The sequence below is a fragment of the Hydrogenophaga sp. PAMC20947 genome, assembly GCF_004795855.1.
GTDB lineage: Bacteria > Pseudomonadota > Gammaproteobacteria > Burkholderiales > Burkholderiaceae_C > Hydrogenophaga.
In genome coordinates this window covers 778,060-800,523 of the sequence record NZ_CP039252.1, presented here as the reverse complement: position 1 = coordinate 800,523, position 22,464 = coordinate 778,060, and the positions used below count along the sequence as shown (strand labels likewise).

At 61.3% G+C, this 22,464-nt stretch carries 19 protein-coding genes and 2 tRNA genes; 9 read left to right on the top strand and 12 right to left on the bottom strand.

Translation table 11 applies throughout. The features are described from left to right. Positions 1 to 143 precede the first annotated feature (143 nt). Entirely contained in the window at positions 144 to 644 is a 501-nt protein-coding gene (gene lysM / locus E5678_RS03680; protein ID WP_136177270.1) for a peptidoglycan-binding protein LysM, read from the top strand. 6 nt (positions 645 to 650) lie between these two features. Continuing rightward, positions 651 to 2,195, top strand: a complete 1,545-nt coding sequence (locus E5678_RS03675) for an NAD(P)H-hydrate dehydratase (RefSeq protein WP_136177269.1) — start codon at positions 651 to 653, stop codon at positions 2,193 to 2,195. A gap of 148 nt (positions 2,196 to 2,343) precedes the next feature. Here the strand turns inward: E5678_RS03675 and E5678_RS03670 are convergent, their stop codons facing one another. Both E5678_RS03670 and rnr read right to left on the bottom strand, forming a co-directional pair. Next, positions 2,344 to 2,889 (bottom strand): YggT family protein, encoded by a 546-nt coding sequence (locus E5678_RS03670; RefSeq protein ID WP_247596905.1) that lies wholly within the window; start codon positions 2,887 to 2,889, stop codon positions 2,344 to 2,346. Between the two features lie 22 nt (positions 2,890 to 2,911). Beyond that, positions 2,912 to 5,209 (bottom strand): ribonuclease R, encoded by a 2,298-nt coding sequence (gene rnr / locus E5678_RS03665; RefSeq protein ID WP_136177267.1) that lies wholly within the window; start codon positions 5,207 to 5,209, stop codon positions 2,912 to 2,914. A 45-nt stretch (positions 5,210 to 5,254) separates the two neighbouring features. On the opposite strand from rnr, the gene E5678_RS03660 reads away from it, so the two are divergent. Beyond that, positions 5,255 to 5,339: transfer RNA gene (locus E5678_RS03660), tRNA-Leu, on the top strand. A 171-nt stretch (positions 5,340 to 5,510) separates the two neighbouring features. Here E5678_RS03660 and rimO read toward each other — a convergent pair. From rimO to E5678_RS03635, 5 genes are all read right to left on the bottom strand, one after another. Continuing rightward, positions 5,511 to 6,896 carry a 30S ribosomal protein S12 methylthiotransferase RimO gene (gene rimO, locus E5678_RS03655; protein WP_136177266.1) on the bottom strand — a complete coding sequence of 462 codons (1,386 nt, stop codon included), beginning with the start codon at positions 6,894 to 6,896 and terminating at the stop codon, positions 5,511 to 5,513. A gap of 106 nt (positions 6,897 to 7,002) precedes the next feature. Continuing rightward, positions 7,003 to 7,494, bottom strand: coding sequence for a polyhydroxyalkanoate synthesis repressor PhaR (gene phaR / locus E5678_RS03650; protein ID WP_247596995.1), 492 nt, complete (start codon positions 7,492 to 7,494; stop codon positions 7,003 to 7,005). A gap of 418 nt (positions 7,495 to 7,912) precedes the next feature. Further along, positions 7,913 to 7,989 (bottom strand) — tRNA-Val (locus E5678_RS03645). Between the two features lie 58 nt (positions 7,990 to 8,047). Then, positions 8,048 to 10,363, bottom strand: a complete 2,316-nt coding sequence (locus tag E5678_RS03640) for a bifunctional (p)ppGpp synthetase/guanosine-3',5'-bis(diphosphate) 3'-pyrophosphohydrolase (RefSeq protein WP_136177264.1) — start codon at positions 10,361 to 10,363, stop codon at positions 8,048 to 8,050. A 16-nt stretch (positions 10,364 to 10,379) separates the two neighbouring features. After that, the gene (locus E5678_RS03635; protein ID WP_136180615.1) at positions 10,380 to 11,225 is read right to left on the bottom strand and encodes an alpha/beta hydrolase; all 846 of its coding nucleotides are present in this window, start codon (positions 11,223 to 11,225) and stop codon (positions 10,380 to 10,382) included. 147 nt (positions 11,226 to 11,372) lie between these two features. On the opposite strand from E5678_RS03635, the gene E5678_RS03630 reads away from it, so the two are divergent. Next, positions 11,373 to 12,143 carry a 3-hydroxybutyrate dehydrogenase gene (locus tag E5678_RS03630; RefSeq protein ID WP_136177263.1) on the top strand — a complete coding sequence of 257 codons (771 nt, stop codon included), beginning with the start codon at positions 11,373 to 11,375 and terminating at the stop codon, positions 12,141 to 12,143. A gap of 82 nt (positions 12,144 to 12,225) precedes the next feature. Here E5678_RS03630 and E5678_RS03625 read toward each other — a convergent pair whose 3' ends face one another. Continuing rightward, entirely contained in the window at positions 12,226 to 12,915 is a 690-nt protein-coding gene (locus tag E5678_RS03625) for an SIMPL domain-containing protein (protein WP_136177262.1), read from the bottom strand. Between the two features lie 44 nt (positions 12,916 to 12,959). Next, positions 12,960 to 13,250 carry a hypothetical protein gene (locus tag E5678_RS03620; protein ID WP_136177261.1) on the bottom strand — a complete coding sequence of 97 codons (291 nt, stop codon included), beginning with the start codon at positions 13,248 to 13,250 and terminating at the stop codon, positions 12,960 to 12,962. 170 nt (positions 13,251 to 13,420) lie between these two features. On the opposite strand from E5678_RS03620, the gene ompR reads away from it, so the two are divergent. Together ompR and E5678_RS03610 are read left to right on the top strand one after the other, a co-directional pair. Beyond that, on the top strand, positions 13,421 to 14,152 hold the full coding sequence (gene ompR, locus E5678_RS03615) for a two-component system response regulator OmpR (protein WP_136177260.1): 732 nt from the start codon (positions 13,421 to 13,423) through the stop codon (positions 14,150 to 14,152). Between the two features lie 41 nt (positions 14,153 to 14,193). Next, positions 14,194 to 15,558, top strand: coding sequence for a sensor histidine kinase (locus E5678_RS03610; protein WP_247596994.1), 1,365 nt, complete (start codon positions 14,194 to 14,196; stop codon positions 15,556 to 15,558). 20 nt (positions 15,559 to 15,578) lie between these two features. On the opposite strand, the gene ispF is transcribed toward E5678_RS03610, so the two are convergent. Both ispF and ispD read right to left on the bottom strand, forming a co-directional pair. Continuing rightward, positions 15,579 to 16,085 carry a 2-C-methyl-D-erythritol 2,4-cyclodiphosphate synthase gene (gene ispF, locus E5678_RS03605; RefSeq protein WP_136177258.1) on the bottom strand — a complete coding sequence of 169 codons (507 nt, stop codon included), beginning with the start codon at positions 16,083 to 16,085 and terminating at the stop codon, positions 15,579 to 15,581. Next, positions 16,082 to 16,786 carry a 2-C-methyl-D-erythritol 4-phosphate cytidylyltransferase gene (gene ispD / locus E5678_RS03600; RefSeq protein ID WP_247596904.1) on the bottom strand — a complete coding sequence of 235 codons (705 nt, stop codon included), beginning with the start codon at positions 16,784 to 16,786 and terminating at the stop codon, positions 16,082 to 16,084. Before ispD ends, ispF begins: the two co-directional genes overlap by 4 nt. Positions 16,787 to 16,922: 136 nt before the next feature. Between ispD and mfd the strand changes: the two genes are divergently transcribed. The 3 genes from mfd (at position 16,923) to E5678_RS03585 (ending at position 22,061) form a co-directional block, all read left to right on the top strand. Continuing rightward, positions 16,923 to 20,423 (top strand): transcription-repair coupling factor, encoded by a 3,501-nt coding sequence (gene mfd, locus E5678_RS03595; protein WP_136177256.1) that lies wholly within the window; start codon positions 16,923 to 16,925, stop codon positions 20,421 to 20,423. 289 nt (positions 20,424 to 20,712) lie between these two features. After that, positions 20,713 to 21,438 carry a phosphoserine phosphatase SerB gene (gene serB, locus E5678_RS03590; RefSeq protein ID WP_136177255.1) on the top strand — a complete coding sequence of 242 codons (726 nt, stop codon included), beginning with the start codon at positions 20,713 to 20,715 and terminating at the stop codon, positions 21,436 to 21,438. A gap of 74 nt (positions 21,439 to 21,512) precedes the next feature. Next, positions 21,513 to 22,061 carry a redoxin family protein gene (locus tag E5678_RS03585; RefSeq protein WP_247596903.1) on the top strand — a complete coding sequence of 183 codons (549 nt, stop codon included), beginning with the start codon at positions 21,513 to 21,515 and terminating at the stop codon, positions 22,059 to 22,061. Between the two features lie 4 nt (positions 22,062 to 22,065). On the opposite strand, the gene E5678_RS03580 is transcribed toward E5678_RS03585, so the two are convergent. Then, on the bottom strand, positions 22,066 to 22,434 hold the full coding sequence (locus tag E5678_RS03580; RefSeq protein ID WP_136177254.1) for a translation initiation factor Sui1: 369 nt from the start codon (positions 22,432 to 22,434) through the stop codon (positions 22,066 to 22,068). Between the last annotated feature and the right edge of the window lie 30 nt (positions 22,435 to 22,464).

The following is a 22,464-nucleotide window of genomic DNA, read 5'->3' as shown; positions in this document are numbered from 1 at the left end:
TGCCGTCAGGCCAGCCCTCGGGTGCAAACTAATGCGCTACCTCCGTGACTTTGCAACGCCCAGGGACAGGAGCGCCTTGACCAACGGGGTTGCAGACCACACGATGCGAAGGTCTTTCCAACCCCACTTACAGGAGAAAAACCATGGGTATGTTCAGTTTCATCAAAGACGCCGGCGAAAAATTGTTTGGCATCGGCAAGGCCGAGGCGGCAGCGCCCGCCGCCGCAGCAGCCCCCAATGCGGAACACGCAGCGCAGCTCAACCAAGGTGCTGCGAAGGCGATCGCGACCTACATTGAAAGCATGAAGCTCAACGTTGAAGGCCTGGACGTTGCATACGACGGCTCCAACGAGACGGTCACGGTCGCTGGCGTGGCCCCCGATCAAGCCACACGCGAAAAAGTGGTGCTCTGCTGTGGCAACGTGGCCAACGTGACGGCCGTCAACGACATGATGACGGTCTCGGCACCCGAGCCAGAGTCCAAGTGGTACACCGTGGTCAAAGGTGACAACCTGTCGAAGATCAGCAAAGAGTTCTACGGCACGCCCAACAAGTACCCCCAGATCTTCGAGGCCAACAAGCCCATGCTGAACCACCCGGACAAGATCTACCCAGGCCAGGTGCTCCGGATTCCTGCGGCCTGATAACCCATGCGGCGGCTCGACAGCAAGCGCACCGAGCCACTGCACGGCACGGCGGCCACCCGCTCTCTGGAGCGGGCCACGGCCGCCGAACTGCCTCCTCACGCATTGATGGCCCGAGCCGGGCTGTCCATCGCCAGCCTCACCCGCGCTTTGGCGCCTCACGCGCGACGCATCTGGGTGGCCTGCGGGCCCGGCAACAATGGCGGGGACGGGCTGGTTGCCGCCACCTGGCTGCACCAGCACAGTCAAGCATCAGGGCTGGGGCTCAGCATCACAACCACACTGGTTGGCGACCTGCAACGATTGCCCAAGGACGCCGCGCACGCCTGGAAGCGGGCACAAGCAGCGGGGCTGTCGCTGTCGAAGGCCCCGCCGGACACCTTTGATTTCGCCATCGACGCCCTGCTGGGCATCGGCGCCACCCGTCCCATGGAGGGGGAGTTGTCCGAGCAATGGGATCGCCTGGTCCATGCCACCGCCCCGGTGTTGAGCGTGGATGTCCCCAGCGGTCTGAAGGCCGATACGGGCGCACTGCTGGACCCGTCATCCAAGTCACAAGTCCCAGCAGGCCCTCGTTTCACCTTGTCTTTGCTGACGCTCAAACCCGGTCTTTTCACCGCGCAGGGACGCGACTTTGCGGGAGAAGTCTGGTTTGACGATCTGGCCGCTCCAATGGCAGCCATGGTGCCACCCGATGCCTGGTTGCAAGGCCAACCCGGCCCCGATTTCGAACCCGCGCTCAAACATGCCACCCACAAAGGCAAGCACGGCGAAGTGCTGGTGCTCGGCGGCCAAAGCATGGAAACCGATGGCATCGGCATGTCGGGAGCGGCCATTCTGGCCGCCCGAGCCGCTTTGCACGCAGGCGCCGGGCGCGTCTACCTCAGCCTCATCCAGGCCACTGCGCCAAGCCTGACTTGGGACCCTGTCTGCCCGGAGCTGATGCTGCGCAGCACGTCAGCAGCCCTGTCGGGAGATCTTGTGGAGCGCAGTACCGTCGTGTGCGGGTGCGGGGGCGGACGTGCTGTCGCCGATTTCCTGCCAGCCTTGCTGGAGCGCGCCCCAATGCTGGTGCTGGATGCAGATGCCTTGAACGCCATCGCCGACAACCAAGCCCTACAGCAATTGCTGGAGCAACGGCGCCACCGGGCCTGGACCACGGTGGTCACACCCCACCCGCTGGAAGCCGCCAGACTGCTCGCAGCGACGACCGAAACGGTCATGACCGACCGCCTGGCATCCGCGCAATCCATCAGCGAACGCTGGGGCGTGATCTGCGTGCTCAAAGGCTCCGGCAGTGTGATCAGCGCGCCCGGCGTGGCACCGCTGATCAATGCCAGTGGCAACGGATCACTGGCCACGGCCGGAACCGGCGATGTTCTCGCCGGCATGATCGGTGCGGCGCTGGCCTCCCCCGGAAAGCAAGCGACCGCTCTCCGATGCGTGGCTGCGGCCGTCTTTCAGCATGGCCACATCGCCGATCACTGGATCAAAAACCAGGGCAGGCGCCACCTCAGCGCGAGCCAGCTGGCAACCGGCCGGTCTGACTGATCGATCCAGGCTTTGGTTGACGCTGTTTCGCGGTGCGAGCTGCGCGCGAGTGCTCGGAAGGAGCACCACGGCAACAGCATCCAGCGCACGTGGTGCGGGCTGTTGAGATGCCTTCCAAAAACCCGCTCCGCAAGCGCCCCAAAACGGATCAACCGCCCAAAACGATCAGCCCGATCTGCAGCAGAATAATGGCCACGAGCACCGACAAGTCCACGCCACCGATCTGAGGAATGAAGCGCCGCAACGGCGCCAGCACGGGCGCACACAGCCGGTCCAGAGTGCCCATGACCGGCGCGCCCGGTTGAACCCAGGACAAAACGGCAAAGACCAGCAGCAGAATCATCAAGCCCTGGAGGACCACGCGGATCAACAGCTTGCCTGCCACAGTCGCAATCGCCGCCACCATGGCCAATGGCGAAGCCGATGTGGCCGTCATCTCCGTGACCAGCACCAGCCAAAGCCCACCGTAGACGAGCGCCAACAGGACTGCGGCCATGAAACTGCCCCAATCAAATCGGCTTTGCGTCAATGCCCTGGGCAAAATTCGGCGCACGGGCTGCACCAACCAATTGGTGACAGCCATGGCAAAACGGCCGGGCTGGGCCGACATGTGCACGCGCAGGTGGTTCATCCATGCGCGCAGCAGCGCGGCGGCCACCAGAAAGAAAAACACAGTATCCAGCAGAAACAGCATGACCCTCATTGTTTACCCCTGCTCAACGCCGACTCTTGCGAGATTTGCTGCTCTTCGCGCGATCACCACCGCGCGGTTCTTTCTTGGGCGCCGAGCGCTTCACAGCAGACTTGACTTCCAGCACCTGCGCGGCTGCGCCATTGGCCGGCCGGGGTGTTCCACCGCCGCCGTCACGCTTGCGGCGTGACTTGCCTGCGCGCTCGGCCCCACCAGACGGGCCGTCGTCATCAGGACCACTACCGGTTTTGTCGCGCTTGGCGCGCAACAAGAGTTCGTCCTCACCGGTCACCAGGCGGAAGTCGATGCGCCGGCCGTCCAGATCAACCCGACTGACCTGCACATTCACTTTGGTGCCCAAAGCGTAGCGGATGCCTGTGCGCTCGCCGCGCAACTCCTGGCGCGCCTCGTCAAACCGGAAGTACTCACCCCCCAGCTCGGTGATGTGAACCAGACCTTCTACGTACATTGCGTCCAGCGTCACGAACAAGCCGAAACTGGTCACCGAACTCACCACGCCCGAGAACTCCTCACCCAGGTGCTCGCGCATGTACTTGCACTTGAGCCAGGCTTCGACATCTCGACTCGCTTCGTCCGCACGGCGCTCATTGGCGCTGCAATGCAAGCCTGCAGCCTGCCACGCCAAGGTATCTACCGAAGGCTTTTTCACCGGCTTGTCGCTCGGCGGCTTCACCCGACTGGCCAGGCGCTTGCTGAGCTTGGCATGGGCCTCGCCTGGCGTCGGCAGGTTGGGCAACTGGTAGCGCTGGTGCAGCAAGATGGCCTTGATCACCCGGTGCACCAACAGGTCGGGATACCGCCGAATCGGACTGGTGAAGTGGGTGTAGGCCTCGAACGCGAGGCCAAAGTGGCCTTCGTTGTTCGGCGTGTAGATCGCTTGCGACATAGAGCGCAACAGCATCATGTGGATCTGCTGAGCCTCTGGCCGGTCTTTGGTCATTTCGGCAATGTGCCGGAACTCAGACGGTTGCGGGTTGTCGCTGATGGTTTGGGGAATGCCCATCGCCTTCAAATAGGTGCGCAGGATCTCCTGCTTTTCAGGCGTCGGTCCTTCGTGCACCCGGAACAGGCCCACATGTTTGCTCTGACTGATGAAGTCTGCCGAACACACGTTGGCCGCGAGCATCGCTTCTTCAATGAGCTTGTGTGCATCGTTGCGGGTACGCGGCACGATTTTTTCGATACGACCCGATTCGTCACAGACGATCTGCGTCTCGGTGGTTTCGAAGTCCACCGCACCACGCGCTTGGCGAGCCACCAGCAAAGCCCGGTACACGTCGTGCAAGTTCAGCAGATAGGGCACCAAGGGCTTGCGCTGCGCTGCTTCAGGGCCTCGCGTGTTCTGCAAAACCGCGGCGACCTCGGTGTAGGTAAACCTCGCATGGCTGAACATCACTGCGGGATAAAACTGGTACGCATGAACCTCGCCCTTGGCATTCACCAGCATGTCGCAGACCATGCACAGACGCTCGACCCCGGGCATCAGCGAACACAGGCCGTTGGACAGTTTCTCTGGCAGCATGGGAATCACGCGACGCGGGAAATACACCGAGGTGGCTCGGTCGTAGGCGTCCACATCGATGGCCGCGCCAGTCTCCACATAGTGACTCACATCGGCGATCGCAACCAAGAGACGCCAACCTTTACCGCGACCGACTTTGGCGGGCTCACAGTACACGGCGTCATCGAAGTCACGGGCATCCTCACCATCAATGGTGACCAGGGGAACATCGCGCAGATCCACACGGTTTTTGTGGTCCGAAGAACGTACATGGTCCGGCAGCAACCGGGCTTGAGCCAAGGCCGCGTCTGAAAACTCGTGCGGCACGCTGTATTTGCGCACCGCGATTTCGATTTCCATGCCGGGGTCATCAATATCCCCGAGCACCTCCTTCACCCGTCCGACTGGCTGGCCATACAAGGCCGGCGGTTCGGTGAGTTCCACCACCACCACCTGTCCAGGCTTGGCCTGCCCCGTTGCGTTCTTGGGGATCAGCACATCCTGGCCATAGCGCTTGTCTTCTGGTGCCACCAGCCAGACGCCGCTTTCCTGCAGCAAACGACCGATGATGGGCGAGTCGGAGCGCTCCACGATCTCGGTCACCCGCCCTTCAGGGCGCCCTTTTCGGTCCGTCCGCACGATACGGGCCTTGACCCGATCCTTGTGCAATACCGCCCGCATTTCGTTGGACGGCAAGTAAATATCGGCCTGTCCATCGTCGCGGATAACAAAGCCGTGTCCGTCACGATGACCAGACACGACACCTTCAAATTCTGCCAATGGGCTATTTTTTTCGTTCACGTATTACTCTGAAATTTCTCTGCTATACTAGCGTTTTCCTGAGATGCCCAGGTGGCGGAATTGGTAGACGCACTAGTTTCAGGTACTAGCGCCGAGAGGCGTGGAGGTTCGAGTCCTCTCTTGGGCACCATGATCATAAGGGCTTGCAAACATGTGTTTGCAAGCCCTTTTTTCATGGCCGCGTCACAACCGTTTTCAATCGCACGATCACCCACGGTGATCGGCTGATGAACTGACATCTTCAGGGTTTGAAAAACCACCGCTGCCAAGCGGTGGGATTGTGGCGAAATGCCGGGCAGGGTCAAAATGGAACTGCCAGCAAATCGTGACCTTCGGCCGCGACAATACGCGCCTTGGTGAACTCACCCACCTTCAGCGTCTTGCTGATCTTCTCGGGTGGCAACAGCCTCACCACGCCGTCGATCTCGGGAGCATCGGCGTAACTGCGCCCCACCCCTCCCTTTTTGCCCATGCCTGGCGCAGCGTCCACTAGCACTTGCATGGTCGCACCCACGCGCTCACGCAACTTGTCAACCGACACAGCCTCCGCAACAGCCATGAAGCGCGCCCTGCGCTCTTCGCGCAACTCGGCAGGCACCGGATCGGCCAACGCATTGGCCGCCGCGCCATTGACAGGCGAATATGCAAAGCATCCGGCGCGATCAATGCGGGCCTCCTGAACAAAATCGAGCAAATGCTGAAACTCGGCCTCGGTCTCGCCCGGGAACCCGGCGATAAAGGTGCTGCGCACCACGATTTCAGGGCACAGCTCACGCCAACGGGCGATGCGCTCAAGATTGCGCTCACCACTGGCGGGACGTTTCATCCGGCGGAGCACTTCAGGATGGCTGTGTTGCAGCGGCACATCCAGGTAAGGCAGGCACAAACCTTCGGCCATCAACGGGATCACATCGTCCACATGGGGATAGGGATACACGTAGTGCAGCCTCACCCAGGCGCCAAACCCTTTGGCAATTTCACCCAAAGACTGCACCAGATCCAGCATGCGCGTTTTGACTGGCCTGCCATCCCAAAAACCTGTTCGGTATTTGACATCCACGCCGTAGGCGGAGGTGTCCTGGCTCACCACCAGCAACTCTTTCACACCCGACTCAAACAGTTTGCGCGCCTCTGTCAGCACATCGCCTATCGGCCTGCTCACCAGATCACCGCGCATGGAAGGGATGATGCAAAAGGTGCAACGGTGGTTGCAACCTTCGCTGATCTTCAGATACGCGTAGTGGCGGGGGGTGAGCTTTATGCCCTGCGGAGGCACCAGATCAACAAAGGGGTCATGGGGTTTGGGCAGATGGGTGTGCACCGCCTCCATGACCTCATGGGTGGCATGGGGCCCGGTCACCGCCAGCACGCTGGGGTGAATGTTGCGCACCATGTTGCCACCGCCTTCGCCTTCGCGAGCGCCGAGGCAACCCGTGACGATCACTTTGCCGTTTTCGGCGAGCGCCTCACCAATGGCATCCAGGCTTTCCCTGACGGCATCGTCAATGAAGCCACAGGTGTTGACGATTACCAGATCGGCACCGGCGAAGGTTTTCGAAGTTTGATAGCCCTCTGCGCTGAGTTGCGTGAGGATAAGTTCGGAGTCGGTCAGGGCCTTGGGACAGCCCAGGCTCACAAACCCGACTTTGGGCGCGGGGGCGCCCGGGACAACAACGGATTGATTCATCACCCGATTGTCTCAGAGCCCAGGGCGGTGCGCGCAACACCGCCCACATCTGCACGCAACAACAGGCCCCAGACTTCGCAAAAAGCAAGCCATTTGGCGAAGTGACTCAGCGCTTTAGCCCCATTGCCGAGAGCATCTGCTCGCTGTTTTTCTGCATTTGCTCCTGCATCTGGGTGAATGCGCTGCGCGACTGCTCCATGTACGTACCCATCATGCCTTGCATCATGGGCGACTGGGCGCTCGTGAGCTGGCTCCAGACCTCAGGGCTGAGGCCCTTGGTTTGTTCGGTCATCTTGTGCTGCATGTCCATGAAAATCTGGACGTTCTTTTCAAGATAAGAACCCATGAAGTCCTGCATGGCATGGCCATAGAAGCGGATGATATTGGCCAGCACCTGCTCGGTAAAGATGGGCACGCCAGCCGTTTCCTCCTCCAGAATGATTTGCAACAGGATGCTGCGGGTGAGGTCATCGTTGGTCTTGGCATCCCTGACCACAAACAGCTCGTTGTCCATCACCAGCGTCTTGACCTCTGCCAGAGTGATGTAGGACGACGTATCCGTGTCGTACAAACGGCGATTGGGGTATTTCTTGATCATGCGGACAACGCCCGTCTGGGCGTTGGCGCCATCTGCCTTGCTTTTTTGCACTACGACACTTTCGGTGGGGAAACAATCTGCTTTGCTCGACGAGCGCATGCATGAAGATTTCAACACATTGTAGGAAACGAATTCGAAAACCGTCTGCAGGATTTCCCTGTGCAGTCCAAGCAAGACCTCTGCGAACCCGTGCAGGGGCGAGCCAGGGCCGTGCTCACACCATGGTCAACATGCGTTGCGGATCAACAGAACCAAGCACAAAGCGCGAAACGCAACCGGGGCACTCCCCGGAAAAGTCCCGCAAAGCAGCGCCGGGGCTTCTTTGGCCGCAACCCAAAAGGAACGGCTGCGCAGGGCCTGAAGAGCAAAAAAAAGGGCCTGGCAATTGGCCGGACCCTTGATTTTTTCGAACGAGATTTGGTAGGCGCGATTGGACTCGAACCAACGACCCCCACCATGTCAAGGTGGTGCTCTAACCAGCTGAGCTACGCGCCTACAAACTGTCCGAAGCCTCGAATTATATCAGCAAATTCTCCACTTTGGCCACCTACCCTCATTTTCTTCGAACAGAGCGAACGCCACCCACATCGCCCACCACCGACATGGCCCTGGCCACATGGCGGGCATCGGTCAACTCGATGGTGAACGTCATCCAGGCCACGCCCTTGACGCTTTGAGACTGGACCCCGATCACATTCATTTTTTCCCGCGCAAAGACCTCGGAAATATCACGCAACAAGCCTTGGCGATCGAGCGCCTCCACCCCGACATCAACCGGGTAAACCGGTTGCTGACCATCACGCGCAACGCTGCCAACGGGATCACTCCACTGCACATCGATCACACGATCTGGATTGCAACGCTGCAAGTGCGCAAAATCGGTGCAGTCGCTGCGGTGCACGCTGACGCCTTTCCCGCGCGTGACAAACCCGCAGATGTCGTCGGGCGGCGCAGGCTTGCAGCACTTCGCCAGCTGCGTCATGAGCGAATCCACACCCACCACGAGTACGCCCCCACCCGATTTCCCACTGACCTTCCGTGGCTTTTTCAGCCACGGCAATTCGGCCGACGGCGCGGTGGGCTCTGGTGGACGCAGCTGGATCTCGATCGCACGCAAAGACAACTCATCTTTGCCGACCTGCTCAAAGAGCTCATTGGCCGAGCTCAGGCCCATGGCCCCAGCGAGATCCTCCAGCTTGATCGAGGTGCGCCCTTCGCGTTGCAACAGCTTTTCGACCGCCTCTCGGCCCCGGGCCATGGTTTCTTCAAGCGCCAGCACATTGAACCAGGCGCGCACCTTGCTCTTGGCGCGGTGGCTCACCAGATACCCCAACTCGCTGTTGAGCCAGTCTCGGGATGGCCCACCTTCCTTGGCCGCCGTGACCTCAACGGTCTGGCCGTTTTGCAAGACCGTGTTGAGCGTCACCATGGCGCCGTCTACCCGGGCACCTCGGCAGCGGTGCCCCAGATCGGTGTGCACGGTGTAAGCAAAGTCCACAGGGGTCGCCCCCTGGGGCAACTCGACGATGGCTGCGTCGGGCGTCAACACATAGATGCGGTCATCGAACAGGCCGTGGACGCCACCACTCAGATCGCGTTCCCACGCCAGGAGCTGCCTCAGGACCGCAATCTTTGCGTCGTATGCGGAGCTGGCTGAAACTCCTGCGTAACCTTTGGTTCCAGCCTCCTTGTAGGCCCAATGAGCAGCCACGCCGTGTTCGGCATGGTCGTGCATGGCCTGAGATCGAATCTGAATCTCGAATGCCCTGCCCTGCTCGTCGCGCACCACCGTGTGCAGCGACTGGTAGCCGTTGGCCTTGGGTTTGGCAATGTAGTCATCAAACTCTTCAATCACCGGCGTGAAGTGGGCATGAGCCCATGCCAACACACCGTAGCAGTCATCGGTGGCGGGCACCACGACCCGCAGAGCGCGGATGTCAAACACCTGCTCAAAATCCAACGATTTGCCACGCATCTTTTTGACGATGCTGTAAATGTGCTTGGGACGACCCTGCACGGAGGCCTGAATGCCTTGCTGCTGCAAGGCCAGCTCGAGCTCCTGGCGCACCTGCTCAACATGCAATTCACGCTCAACCCGCTTTTCATCCAGCCACCCCGCCACCTCTTTGTAGGTCTGGGGATCCAGAAAACGGAAGGCCAAATCTTCCATTTCCCATTTGATCTGCCAGATACCCAGGCGGTTGGCGAGAGGCGCGAAGACATGCAGCGACTCACTGGCCAACGCCTGGCCCGGGTCACCCTTGGTCTGAGCGAAGTAGCGCAAAGTCTGAAGACGTGAGGCCAGCCTGAGCATCACCACCCGCATATCGCGCGAGAACGCGAGCAACATCTTGCGCACGTTTTCGGTCTGACTTGCGGCCAGCTCCGACACCGGGGCCTTGCTCAGCGCTGGCAAAGGCAGGGCCAGATCCTGAGCGACCTGCCGCTCTTCCGTCTTTTTGGCCTGGGCTGCTGCGGCCTTGATCCTGGCCTGTCTCTGCAATTGCACCAGTTTGGTGGTCTCCATCGCAAGCGCCGCAAAATGCTCGCCAAACGCCTTGGTGATGACCTCTTGCGGGCGGTTGAGGTGCTGACAGGCATACACCAGGTAGGCGGCCGCCTGCATCGCTTCCGAGCCACCGATGCCGCGCAGGATTTCGGCCACGGCATCGGCGTGGTCCAACACGTTCTCACCCGTATCAAGCTGTTCGCCTGCGAGCAGTGGTTCGGCGAACGCGCGCGCACGGGACAGCGCCTGCACCTGATGCGGCAGGCTGCTGGCGGTGGCGGCCACAATCGCTGACGGTGCTGCGCCAGGCGTGTCGGACAGGTCGGAGCGGGAGTCGACGGACTCAGAAACGGTTTTCATTGCAAATCGCCAGCCCTCATGACCCCAGCAAGAACGACTGCACGGCAGCGATCTGATCGGCCGCCACCAGCGTGGGGGCATGCCCGACGCCCTCAAACTCCACACACGAAGCCTTGGGGCCCCGTCGGGCCATTTCCTGTGCAGCATCGCGTGAGAGCAAATCAGACGACGCCCCCCGCAGCAGCAGGGTGGGCACCTTGATCGCATCGTACAAACCCCACAACGCCGCCTCTCCGGCCTCTGCTGCGGCTTCCCCATCGGCCGACTCGGTCAGCGCTTTGAACGGCACCGCCAGCGCCGGGTCGTAATGCAACCACCACCGGCCTTCGCGCTCGCGCAGCATTGGGCGCGAGAGTTCCGCCCATTGCGCAGGCGTATGGGGTCCAAAACCGGTGGATATGGATGCGAGGTAGTCACTGGCCGATTGCTCGCTGTCAAACGACGGATTGAGTCCCAGGTAGGTCGCGATGCGCAGCAATGCCTGCCACTGGATGACAGGGCCCACATCGTTGAGCACCAGTCGCCGGATACCCAGCTCTGGCTGGGCCGCAATAGCCATGCCGATGAGTCCCCCCATGCTGGTCCCCACCCAGTCAATCACGGCATCGGGCGAATCCCGCTTCACCCGGAGGACCAAAGTCGCCAGATCGGCCGCATATTGAGCCACCTGGTACTGCATCGGATCGGCGAGCCAGTCGCTGTGCCCGCGCCCGGCCACATCCACTGCCAAAACCTGCGCTTGAGAGCTCAACGCACGGGCCAAAGCATCAAAATCTCGCCCTTGGCGCGACAGCCCATGCACGCAGATCACCACATGCTGTGCGCCCTGCTCTGCCCGGGCAGGCCAGTCCCAATAGGCCATGTGGCGCTGGCCGCCGCCACGCGCGGCGGCACCGCCCATGGGGAAATGGCGAAGTTGGGGCTGCGTGGTGACGTCGTCCATGAATATCTGTCCGTGATAATGGCTGAAAGCTCGTTCAACCTATCGTAATGGAACTGGAGATCACCCATGCTCAAAAACAAAACCGCCCTCATCACAGGCTCGACCAGCGGGATCGGCCTCGGGATTGCCAAAGCGCTGGCACGCCAGGGCGCCAACATCGTGCTGAACGGTTTCGGTGATGCCGAGACCCCTCAAAAGGAAATCGCGGCGTTGGGCGTGCCGGTGGCCTACCACGGTGCCGACATGAGCAAACCCGCCGAGATCGAGGCCATGATGGCATTTGCCGCTGAGCGGTTTGGTCAGGTAGATATCCTGGTGAACAACGCCGGCATTCAACACGTGGCCCGCATCGAGGCTTTCCCGACGGAAAAATGGGACGCCATCATGGCCATCAACCTCAGCAGCGCTTTTCACGCCACGCGACTGGCGCTGCCGGCGATGCAGAAGACGAACTGGGGCCGCATCATCAACGTGGCCTCCGTGCACGGCCTGGTCGCCTCGGCAGAAAAATCCGCCTATGTCGCGGCGAAACACGGCGTCGTTGGCCTGACCAAAGTAACAGCGCTGGAGAACGCCACCTCGGGCGTCACCTGCAACGCCATCTGCCCAGGCTGGGTGCTGACGCCGCTGGTACAAAAACAGGTTGACGCTAAAGCCGCCGCACTCGGCATCTCCAATGAAGACGCGAAGAAACAGCTGCTGGGCGAGAAAGAGCCTTCACAGCAATTCACCACGCCCGAAGAGCTGGGTGCATTGGCGGTCTTTTTCTGCTCTGCTGCGGGCGACAACATCCGTGGCGTGGCCTGGAACATGGACGGGGGTTGGGTGGCTCAATAACCCACCGTTTTTCAAGCACCCAACAGAGAAAGCCCGCCTTGCGGGCTTTCTCTTTTTTGGATCTGAAACGCGAGTGCTGCGCTTACTTGAGCTGGACCGCCCCCGAAACCGTGACGGTCAGCTGGCTTCGCCCGGGCTCGGCGGGCAAGGGGTCCTTGTCCAAGGACGAAGCCGCCTCCATGGCCATAGTCTGGCGCCGAAAGACCCTTTCGTCACCGGTGTCAGCTGATGAAATGCTGACTTCTTTCAGCTCATACGCACCAAATCCGAAGGCCTTGGCGACTTCGCCAGCACGCCGTTGAAAGCGCTCGATAGCCAAAGCCTGCACATCGGACTCCAGCTGCTGCTGCGCCTCGCGTGACAACGAAAAAACCATGTTCGATACCGCCAAGGGCTGCATCTGGGCAGCCGTGCGCGCAATGCGGGTGAAATCTCGCCCTTCCAGCACCAGCTCGCCTTGGCCTTGCCAGCCCGACACCTTGCCGGCTTTGTCGTAGCGCGCGTACACGCCGAAATTTCCGCTGTGAACCAACAATTGCTGTTCGGCGGCTGCGCCTTTGGCGATCCCCAACGCGCTGTCCAGCGCTGTTCGCAGCTGAGATTGAACCTGCGCGGCATCCGCGCCTTCGCGGGTCACTGACAGACGCAGCGTCATCCAGTCTTGCTGCACATCGAGGAACCCGCTGGCTGCAAGTTGCACCACGTTTGCGCTCACGGGTGCAGGCATCACTGCTTGAGCCTGGGCACTGCCCGTTCCAATCCACGCCAACATCCCGATGCATGCCAACCATCGGCGGCCCGCCTGTCCCAAGCGGATCATTGCTTGGGAGCCTCAAACGCGAACTGTCCCCGCACCTGCTCTCGCAGCCGCAGCCGCTCTTCGGCGGTCAATCGATACGGCTTGGCCGGCTCTTCCGATTTGCTGACTGCGGTTAGAAACACATCGCGCAGGCGGGGAGATGGCGCGGCGGCCTCACGGGCCACCCCTGTCTCTTGTACAGACGCGACCGCATCTGCGCCAACAGCAGGCTGGATCGGCGCAGCTGACTGGGCCCAAGTGGCCGGACCACAGGCGCAAGTCAAAACAAGGAAGAAAGGCAACTTCATGGGTGTACGAATTCACAAGGATCAGATCATTCTCTGCGTCGATTCGAGATTTCCAGACACCCAGACCGGGCAACATTTGTAACACACTGTCAAAACCGCAAAAAACGAGGCCTGACAAGCACTTGGCGCTGCCACAATGGCCGTTGTTACATTTCAAGAGAGTTGCTGTCATGCCACAAGCCAATGCCCGCCCCAACAAAATTCTGGTCGTGGATGACGATGTTCGCATCCGGGACCTACTTCGGCGCTACCTCATGCAAGAAGGCTTTGAGGTCATGTTGGCCGAAGACGGAAAAGCGCTGAACCGCGTTCTGCAGCGGGACGCTGTGGACCTGATCGTGCTGGATCTCATGATGCCCGGCGAAGACGGCCTCTCCATCTGCCGGCGCCTGCGCGCCAACTCCGATCGCACCCCCATCATCATGCTGACGGCCAAGAGCGAGGACGTGGACCGCATCGTGGGCCTGGAAGTGGGTGCCGACGACTACTTGGGCAAACCCTTCAACCCCCGTGAGCTGCTGGCCCGCATCCATGCCGTGTTGCGCCGTCGGCCACCGACCGAAGTGCCAGGGGCGCCCTCTCAGGATGCCGAAACCGTCAATTTCGGCCCTTTTGAGTTTGACCTGAGTCTGCGCACCTTGCGCAAAGACGGTGCGGACTTGCCACTGACCACGGGCGAATTTGCCATGCTCAAGGCACTGGTGCGCCACCCCAGGCAACCGCTGTCGCGCGAAAAATTGGCCCAGTTGGCGCGTGGGCGCGAGTTTGAGCCCTTCGACCGCAGCCTGGATGTCCAGGTTTCCCGCCTGCGCAAGCTGATCGAAGAAGACGCAGCGTCACCCCGCTACCTCCAAACGGTATGGGGGGTGGGCTATGTGTTTGTCCCAGACGGCGCTGCTTGATGTCAGACGAATCACGCGCGCCCTTTGAAACCCAGCCAGCGATGCTGGAGACGCTTCCAGCCCCGCTGGATTCGCGTCCCCCTCGCGAACTGAGCCTCTTTTGGCGCACCTTTTTCCTGCTCGCCTTGCTGCTGCTGGGTTGCATCGTGGCCTGGCTGCAGACCTTCCGGGCGCTGGAATTTGAGCCCCGGTCCCTGCAAAGCGCACAGCAACTGGCGTCGCTGGTCAACCTCACTCGAGCGGCATTGGTCCATTCCGACTCGATTGCGCGCGTCTCGCTGGTCAAAACCCTGGCTGATGAAGAACAAGTGCGCATTGCGCCGCGCGAACCCGCCGACGCCTACCGCCTGTACAACGCCGACACGCTGAGCCGCCGGATCAGCGAATTGCTTCAGGCCCGGCTGGGCAAGGGCACCGTGGTGGCCAGCGAAGTCAACAATGTGGCTGGGCTTTGGATTGGTTTCAGCATTGATGGTGACCCGTACTGGCTGCAAACCGACCCTTCAAGGGTTGAGCTGGTTGCAGGAACGACATGGCTGATCTGGCTGGGAACGGCCGCTTTGCTGTCCATGGCCGGCGCAGCCCTGATCGCACGTCTGATCAACCGCCCGCTCAAAAAACTGTCGTTTGCGGCTAGCCGTGTGCGAGAAGGCGATTTCAGCTCCAGCCAGCTCAACGAAACGGTGGCCACCAGTGAAATTCGCCAGGTCAATATTGGGTTCAACCGCATGGCGCAGCGCTTGTCCAAAATTGAACAAGACCGGGCGCTGATGCTGGCGGGTATCTCCCACGATCTTCGCACTCCGCTGGCCCGCTTGCGCCTCGAAACCGAAATGAGTGTGGCCGACCCTCAGGCCCGCGAGCACATGGCGGCGGACATCGAGCAGGTCAATGCCATCATCGACAAGTTCCTCGACTATGCCCGTCCGGACCACCTCGAACCAGAAAGGGTTCACCTCAACCAGGTGATCGAAGCAGCCGTTTTCGCCATGGGCAACCCACCGGATGCCACGGTCACCTGCAGCGTTCCGGAGGAGCTCCATGTCATGGGCGACGCCGTAGAGTTGCACCGGGTGTTCTCCAATTTGCTGGAAAACGCGATGCGTTACGGCAAAGATCCCATCACAGCCGTCGCGAGGGTGGAGATCGCCGCAAAAATCAAGAACGAGTGGGTTTTGATCAAATTGCGTGACTACGGCAAAGGGGTCAGTCCAGACATGCTGACCCAGCTGACGCAACCCTTCTTCCGGGGCGATGCTTCACGCACATCCGCCACCGGCACCGGGCTGGGCCTGGCCATTGTCGAGCGGGCAGTGGCGCGCATGGGTGGCCGATTCGCTTTGGCCAACAGCAGCACAGGCGGCTTGTCCGCCCACATCAAGCTGCGGCTCGCCAAGGGAAGCTGACGCCTTGGGCCGTCTCTCCCTCAGGGCTGCGGCTTTGCAAACAACAGCACAACCGCCCGCGCCTCCATGGCCAGCCCCTGGCCCACCGGGCCCAGTTTTTCCGCCGTCTTTGCTTTGACGTTCACTTGCGGCAGCGATACGCCCAGCACGGCAGCAATGCGCTCACACATGGCCGGGATGTGGGCCGCCAACTTGGGCGCCTGGGCAATCACCGTCGCGTCGAGGTTGCCCAGCTCGTAACCAACCGCCCGCACGCGTTTCATGGCCTCGCCCAGCAACACGGCCGAGTCGGCCCCTTTGAAGTTGGGGTCGGTGTCCGGGAAGTGTCGGCCGATATCCCCCAGCCCGACGGCTCCCAACAAAGCGTCCGTGATGGCATGCAACAAGGCATCTGCGTCGGAATGCCCCATGAGACCCATGCTGTGGGGCACCTGTATGCCCCCCAGAATCAGGGGACGCCCGGGGACAAGAATGTGGGTATCCCAGCCCTCACCCACGCGAAATGGCGGGCACGTTGGTTGTGTCATGAACGGCTCCTCAGGATGGCTTCCGCCAATGCGAAATCCTCGGGGTAGGTGACTTTGAAATTCTGTGCGCTGCCGGGCACCAGCCTCGGCGCGAAGCCCGCCATCTCCATGGCGCTCGCTTCGTCGGTGACTCCAGCGAACCCTGACGCGGCCTGTTTCTGAAGCGCGACCAGCAAGGGCCCGATGCGGAACATCTGTGGCGTCTGTGCCAGCCACTTGTCCGAACGGTCCAGCGTCGCCGCAACGCGTCCGCCGACTTCCGCTTTCAGGGTGTCTGGGAGCTTGAGGGCGAGCAGGCCACCCACGGCATCATCCACACAGGCGTCGATCAACGCATTGATCTGCTCCGGCGTCACCATGCAGCGCGCGGCGTCGTGCACCAGCACCCAATCGGCCTCATGGGCGCCGCCTTCGCACAACGCCAACAAGCCATTGCGCACGCTCTCTGCCCGGCTCTCCCCGCCACAGCGTTTCAGCACCACGGCACTGTCATCGTCCAGTGTCAAGAAGCGGTCACCAGGCGCCACCACCAGCCACACGGCCCCTATTCGCGGCACCTGCTCAAAGGCACCCAAGGTGTGCATCACCATGGGCAATCCCAGCAAGGGTTGGTATTGCTTGGGTGTGGCGGTGCCGGCGCGCGAACCGGTGCCCGCGCAAGGCAACAAGACAAAACAACGGGGAGCAGATGGAGAGGTCAAAGAAGATGCGCCTGCGGTCAAAGATCCACCATTCTAAAATCACGGGTGTGACACCCCCCTTCCTGCTGGACGGGGGGTGTTCGTCTTGGCGTGCACATCCCTGCCCGCCACACGAACCATAGATTGCTCTCCGCCCATGGAACTGCCCAAGCTCAACCCCGGTAAACGCTTTACCCTGCCCCGTCCCAGCGGTTCGGCTGATGCATTGCTGCTCGCCCAGCTCGCCCAGCGCGACAAAGCCCAAGGGCGCCTGACAGCAATCGTCACGTCCGACGCAAGCGACGCCCAACGCCTGATCGATGAAATCGGCTTTTTTGCACCCCATCTGCGCATTGCACTTTTCCCCGACTGGGAAACCCTGCCCTATGACAGTTTTTCACCGCATCAGGACCTGATCTCGGAGCGGCTGGCCACACTCTGGCGCATCCACACCCGAGGCGACGCCCAGCACAGCGAAGGCAGCGCCGATGTGGTGCTCGTGCCTGCCACGACAGCGCTCTACCGGCTCGCACCCCCCTCGTTTTTGGCGGGCTACACCTTCCACTTCAAGGTCAAGCAGCAGCTTGACGAGGCCAAGCTCAAGAGCCAACTCACTTTGGCGGGTTACCAGCACGTCACCCAGGTGGTCAGCCCAGGTGAATACGCCGTGCGCGGCGGCCTGATCGACCTGTTCCCCATGGGCTCTCTGGTGCCTTTCCGCGTTGATTTGTTCGACGATGAGATCGACAGCATCCGAACCTTCGACCCCGACAGCCAACGCAGCCTTTACCCGGTGCCCGAGGTGCGTTTGCTGCCCGGTCGCGAGTTCCCCATGGACGATGCCGCACGGGCCAAGTTCCGCAGCCGCTGGCGCGAACTGCTGGAAGGCGACCCGACCAAGAGCCGCATCTACAAAGATGTGGGCAATGGCGTGGCAACCGCCGGTATCGAGTACTACCTGCCCCTCTTCTTTGAAGAAACCGCCACCGTATTTGATTACCTGGGTGAAGCCGCCACGGTCGTATTGCACGGCGATCTGGAGCCCGCTTTCCAACGTTTCTGGCAAGACACGCAGGAGCGCTACCGCATCGTGCGCACCGATCCGGAGCGCCCTGCCTTGCCACCCGAATCGCTGTTCCTGAGCGCCGAGCAGTTCTACAGCCAGGCCAATGCCCACGCGCAGCTGGCGGTACGTCCCGCGCTGGAAGATGTCGCCGACAACGCTTTTGCGCAAAAGCTGGGTGACCTCTCGGTGGTGCGCGGTGCAGAGGATCCACTGGCGCGGATGCAAGCGCACATCCGCAACACGGCCCACCGTGTGCTGATCCTGGCCGAGAGCGAAGGTCGGCGCGAGAGCTTGCTCGATTTCTTGCGTGCCAGCGGGTTGAATCCGCCCGCGTTTGACTCGCTCGCCGAGTTTCAGACCAGTGCGGAGAAGGTCGGTATCGCCACCGCCGCATTGACGGTCGGCTTTTCGTCGGTGGAAGACCGCATCGATTTCGTCACCGAAACCGAGCTGTTTGCGGCCGGACCGTCGGCTCGACGGCGCCGCAAGCAGGAGCAGGTCAGCGATGTCGATGCGCTGATCAAGGACCTGTCTGAGCTCAATCTGGGTGATCCGGTGGTGCACAACGCCCACGGTATCGGGCGCTACCGTGGCCTGATCAATATGGACATGGGCGACAAGAACCCCGACGGTTCGCCCGCATTGATGGAGTTTCTGCACCTGGAGTACGCCGACAAGGCGGTGCTCTATGTGCCGGTGAGCCAATTGCAGCTGATCGGCCGCTACACCGGCGTGAGTGCGGACGAAGCCCCCATGCACAAACTGGGCAGCGGGCAATGGGAAAAAGCCAAGCGCCGCGCTGCCGAGCAGGTGCGCGACGCAGCCGCCGAGTTGCTCAACATCTACGCCCGACGAGCCGCGCGCCAGGGCCATGCCTTTCGCTACTCGGCACAGGACTACGAAATATTCGCCAACGACTTCGGTTTTGACGAAACGGCCGACCAGAACGCAGCCATCCACGCCGTGATCCAGGACATGATCAGCCCCCAGCCCATGGACCGCCTGGTCTGCGGCGATGTGGGGTTCGGAAAAACCGAGGTGGCGCTGCGCGCGGCCTTCGTGGCCGTCACAGGCGGGCGTCAGGTGGCCTTCCTCGCCCCGACCACGCTGCTGGCCGAGCAGCACTTTCAGACGCTCGTGGACCGCTTCGCCAAGTGGCCGGTGAAGATCGCCGAGATGAGCCGCTTCCGCTCGCAAAAGGAAATCACCCTTGCGCTCAAAGGTGTGGCCGATGGCACGGTGGACATTGTGGTCGGCACACACAAACTGCTGTCGGAGAAAACCAAGTTCAAAGACCTCGGCCTGCTCATCATCGACGAGGAGCACCGTTTTGGCGTGCGCCACAAAGAACAGATGAAGCAACTGCGCGCCGAGGTCGATGTGCTCACCCTCACGGCGACCCCCATCCCTCGCACCTTGGGTATGGCGCTGGAAGGGCTGCGCGATCTGAGCGTGATCGCCACCGCGCCTCAGCGCCGCCTGGCCATCAAGACCTTTGTGCGTTCCGAGAGCAACGGTGTGATCCGTGAAGCCATACTGCGTGAACTGAAGCGCGGCGGACAGGTCTATTTCTTGCACAACGAAGTCGACACCATCGAGAACCGCAAGCAAAAGCTCGAAGAACTGCTGCCCGAAGCGCGCATTGCCATTGCCCACGGTCAGATGCCAGAGCGCGAGCTGGAACGCGTGATGCGCGATTTTGTGGCGCAGCGCTTCAACGTGTTGCTCTGCTCCACCATCATCGAAACGGGCATTGACGTGCCCACGGCCAACACCATCGTGATGGCGCGGGCCGACAAGTTCGGTCTGGCGCAGCTGCACCAGCTGCGCGGTCGCGTGGGCCGCAGCCACCATCAAGCCTACGCTTACCTGATGGTGCCCGACATCGAGGGCCTGACCAAACAGGCCGCACAACGCCTGGACGCCATCCAGCAAATGGAAGAGCTGGGCAGCGGCTTTTACCTCGCCATGCACGATTTGGAGATCCGCGGCGCCGGCGAGGTACTGGGTGAAAGCCAGAGCGGCAACATGCTCGAGGTGGGTTTCCAGCTCTACAACGAGATGCTGAGCGAAGCCGTAGCCTCACTCAAAGCCGGGCGCGAGCCCGACCTGCTCTCCCCTCTCTCGGTCACCACCGACATCAACTTGCACGCCCCTGCGCTCCTGCCCAACGACTACTGTGGTGATGTGCATCTGCGCCTGTCGTTCTACAAAAAACTCGCCACGGCCAAGACCACCGACCAGGTGGACGGATTGCTGGAAGAAATTGTGGACCGTTTTGGCAAGCTGCCCGTGCAGGCGCAGACGCTGATCGACGTGCACCGCCTGCGGGTGCTGAGCACACCCTACGGCGTGGTGAAAGTGGACGCCGCGCCCGGGGTGACCAACATCACCTTCCGAGCCAACCCACCCATTGAGCCCATGAAGATCATCGAGCTGATTCAGAAGAACCGCCACATCAAGCTGGCGGGGAACGAGAAGCTGCGCATCGAGCGGGAACTGCCCGAGGTGAAAGACCGCGTGTTGCTGGTGCGCGATGTGCTGCGCAACCTGGGGCAGCCGGTGAAACCACCGGAGACGGCGAAGGTCTGACGAGCCGTGTCCACCATTGCGCCTTGCCAAGCGTTTATCAACATGTCCATTTTTTTCAAAACCCTCGACCATGCCGGGGCTGTTACCGGGCATCAATGGATTTGAAGTGAAAAACAATCTCCACTCACCCTGGATCACGCCGATCGTCAAACGCACCCACACACCCATCACGGGCAAGTTGGTGGTGGGCGTATTTCCCCAGATGCAAACGATCAACTAACCCACCGAAAAGCCCATCCAACCTTGACCCGGTTGCGAACCGGTCTCGGCAATCCGCAATAATTCCCACATGACATCCTCCACCGAACTCGCCCCTGGCCTCACCCTGCAAGGGTTGAAAAAGCCCCTGCGCTTGAGCGACTTCAAGCTCATCGCCTTTGACATGGACTCCACGCTGATCAACATCGAATGTGTGGACGAGATCGCCGATGCCGTGGGCCGCAAGGCCGAAGTCGCCGCCATCACAGAAGCCGCCATGCGCGGCGAGATCACCGATTTCAAAGAAAGCCTGCGCCGCCGCGTAGCGCTGCTGCGGGGTGTCACTGTGGCCGACATGGAGCGCGTCGATGTGGAACGCCTGCGCATCAACCCCGGTGCAGCCGAGTTGATCGCAGCCTGCAAGGCGGCGGGCATGAAGGTGTTGCTGGTGTCCGGCGGATTCACCTTTTTCAGCGAACGTGTGCGTGAGCGACTGGGTATCGACTACACCCGCGCCAACATCCTGGAAATCGAAAGTGGCCCCAACTGCGGCCAGCTCACGGGCCGCCTGGTCGACCAAGCCTGGGGCGACATTTGCGACGGCGCTGAAAAGCGGCGCACGCTGCTGGAAGTCGCCTCCCTGCTGGGCATTGAGCCATCACAATGCATCGCCATGGGTGACGGCGCCAACGATTTGCCCATGATGGGCGCCGCTGGCCTCTCTGTGGCGTACCACGCCAAGCCAAAGGTACGCGAGCAGGCGATGGTGTCGATCAACGAAGGTGGTCTCGACCGCCTGCTGGAAGTACTTCAGTAAACGCAAGGCCCAAGCCGGTTCAATGTTCCCCGGCGCACGGCAGAGCCCAGAACTGCGCCCAGAATCCACCCCACTTGACACACAATACGCCTATTTTTGAACGCCTCTGGCTGCGAGTGCGCCCCCATCTGGGCACGGTCGCTATCGCACTGGCGGTCTTCGCTGGCGTGCATCTCTGGCAAACCCGCGATGTTCCATCAGGCTCCGCGCCTGAGCTTGCCTTTGTGCTTCTGTCGCCCGACGGATCGCGCGCAGAAACCACGCTGGCCCAATGGCGTGCCCAGTACCCCGGGCAAGCGGTCGGGATCCATGTGTGGGCTGAGTGGTGCCCGATCTGCAAAGCAGAAGAACACAACGTGCATCGCGTGGCGGCCGACCACCCGGTCTTGACCATCGCGATGCAATCTGGCCCAGCTGACATGGTGGCCAACGTGCTCAACAAACGCCAGATGCCCTGGTGGACGGCGGTGGATGACAGGGGTGAACTGGCCCGGGCCTTGGGCGTGAAAGCAGTGCCCAGCTTTCTGGTCGTTGATGCCCAGGGGCAATTGCGCGGCGCTTCGGTGGGTTACACCAGCGAAATCGGCATGCGCTGGCGCCTGTGGTGGGCCAACGCTTTCTGAGACTTCATCCGCCCGCGCGCTTCACCTTGTGGCCTTTGGCCTGCAACGCGGCCATGATTCGATCAATGTGGTCACCCTGTATTTCAATCACGCCCTCCTTCACTGTGCCACCGGTTCCACACGCTGCTTTGAGCGCTTTGCCCAGTGCGGCCAATCCGGCGGCGTCCAGCGCCACGCCTTTGACCAAGGTGACCGCCTTGCCGCCGCGTCCCTTGGTTTCACGCGATACGCGCACCAGGCCATCGCCGGCGGGGACCAGCGTGCGTGCATTCGCCTTGCAAGCACAACTGGCCATCGGTTGCCGGCAATCGGGGCACATGCGACCCGATTCAGTGGAATAAACCAGCCCGGCGTTCACAAACGAATTTTTCATGGCCGGCATCGTACGCCATCGCCCGGTACA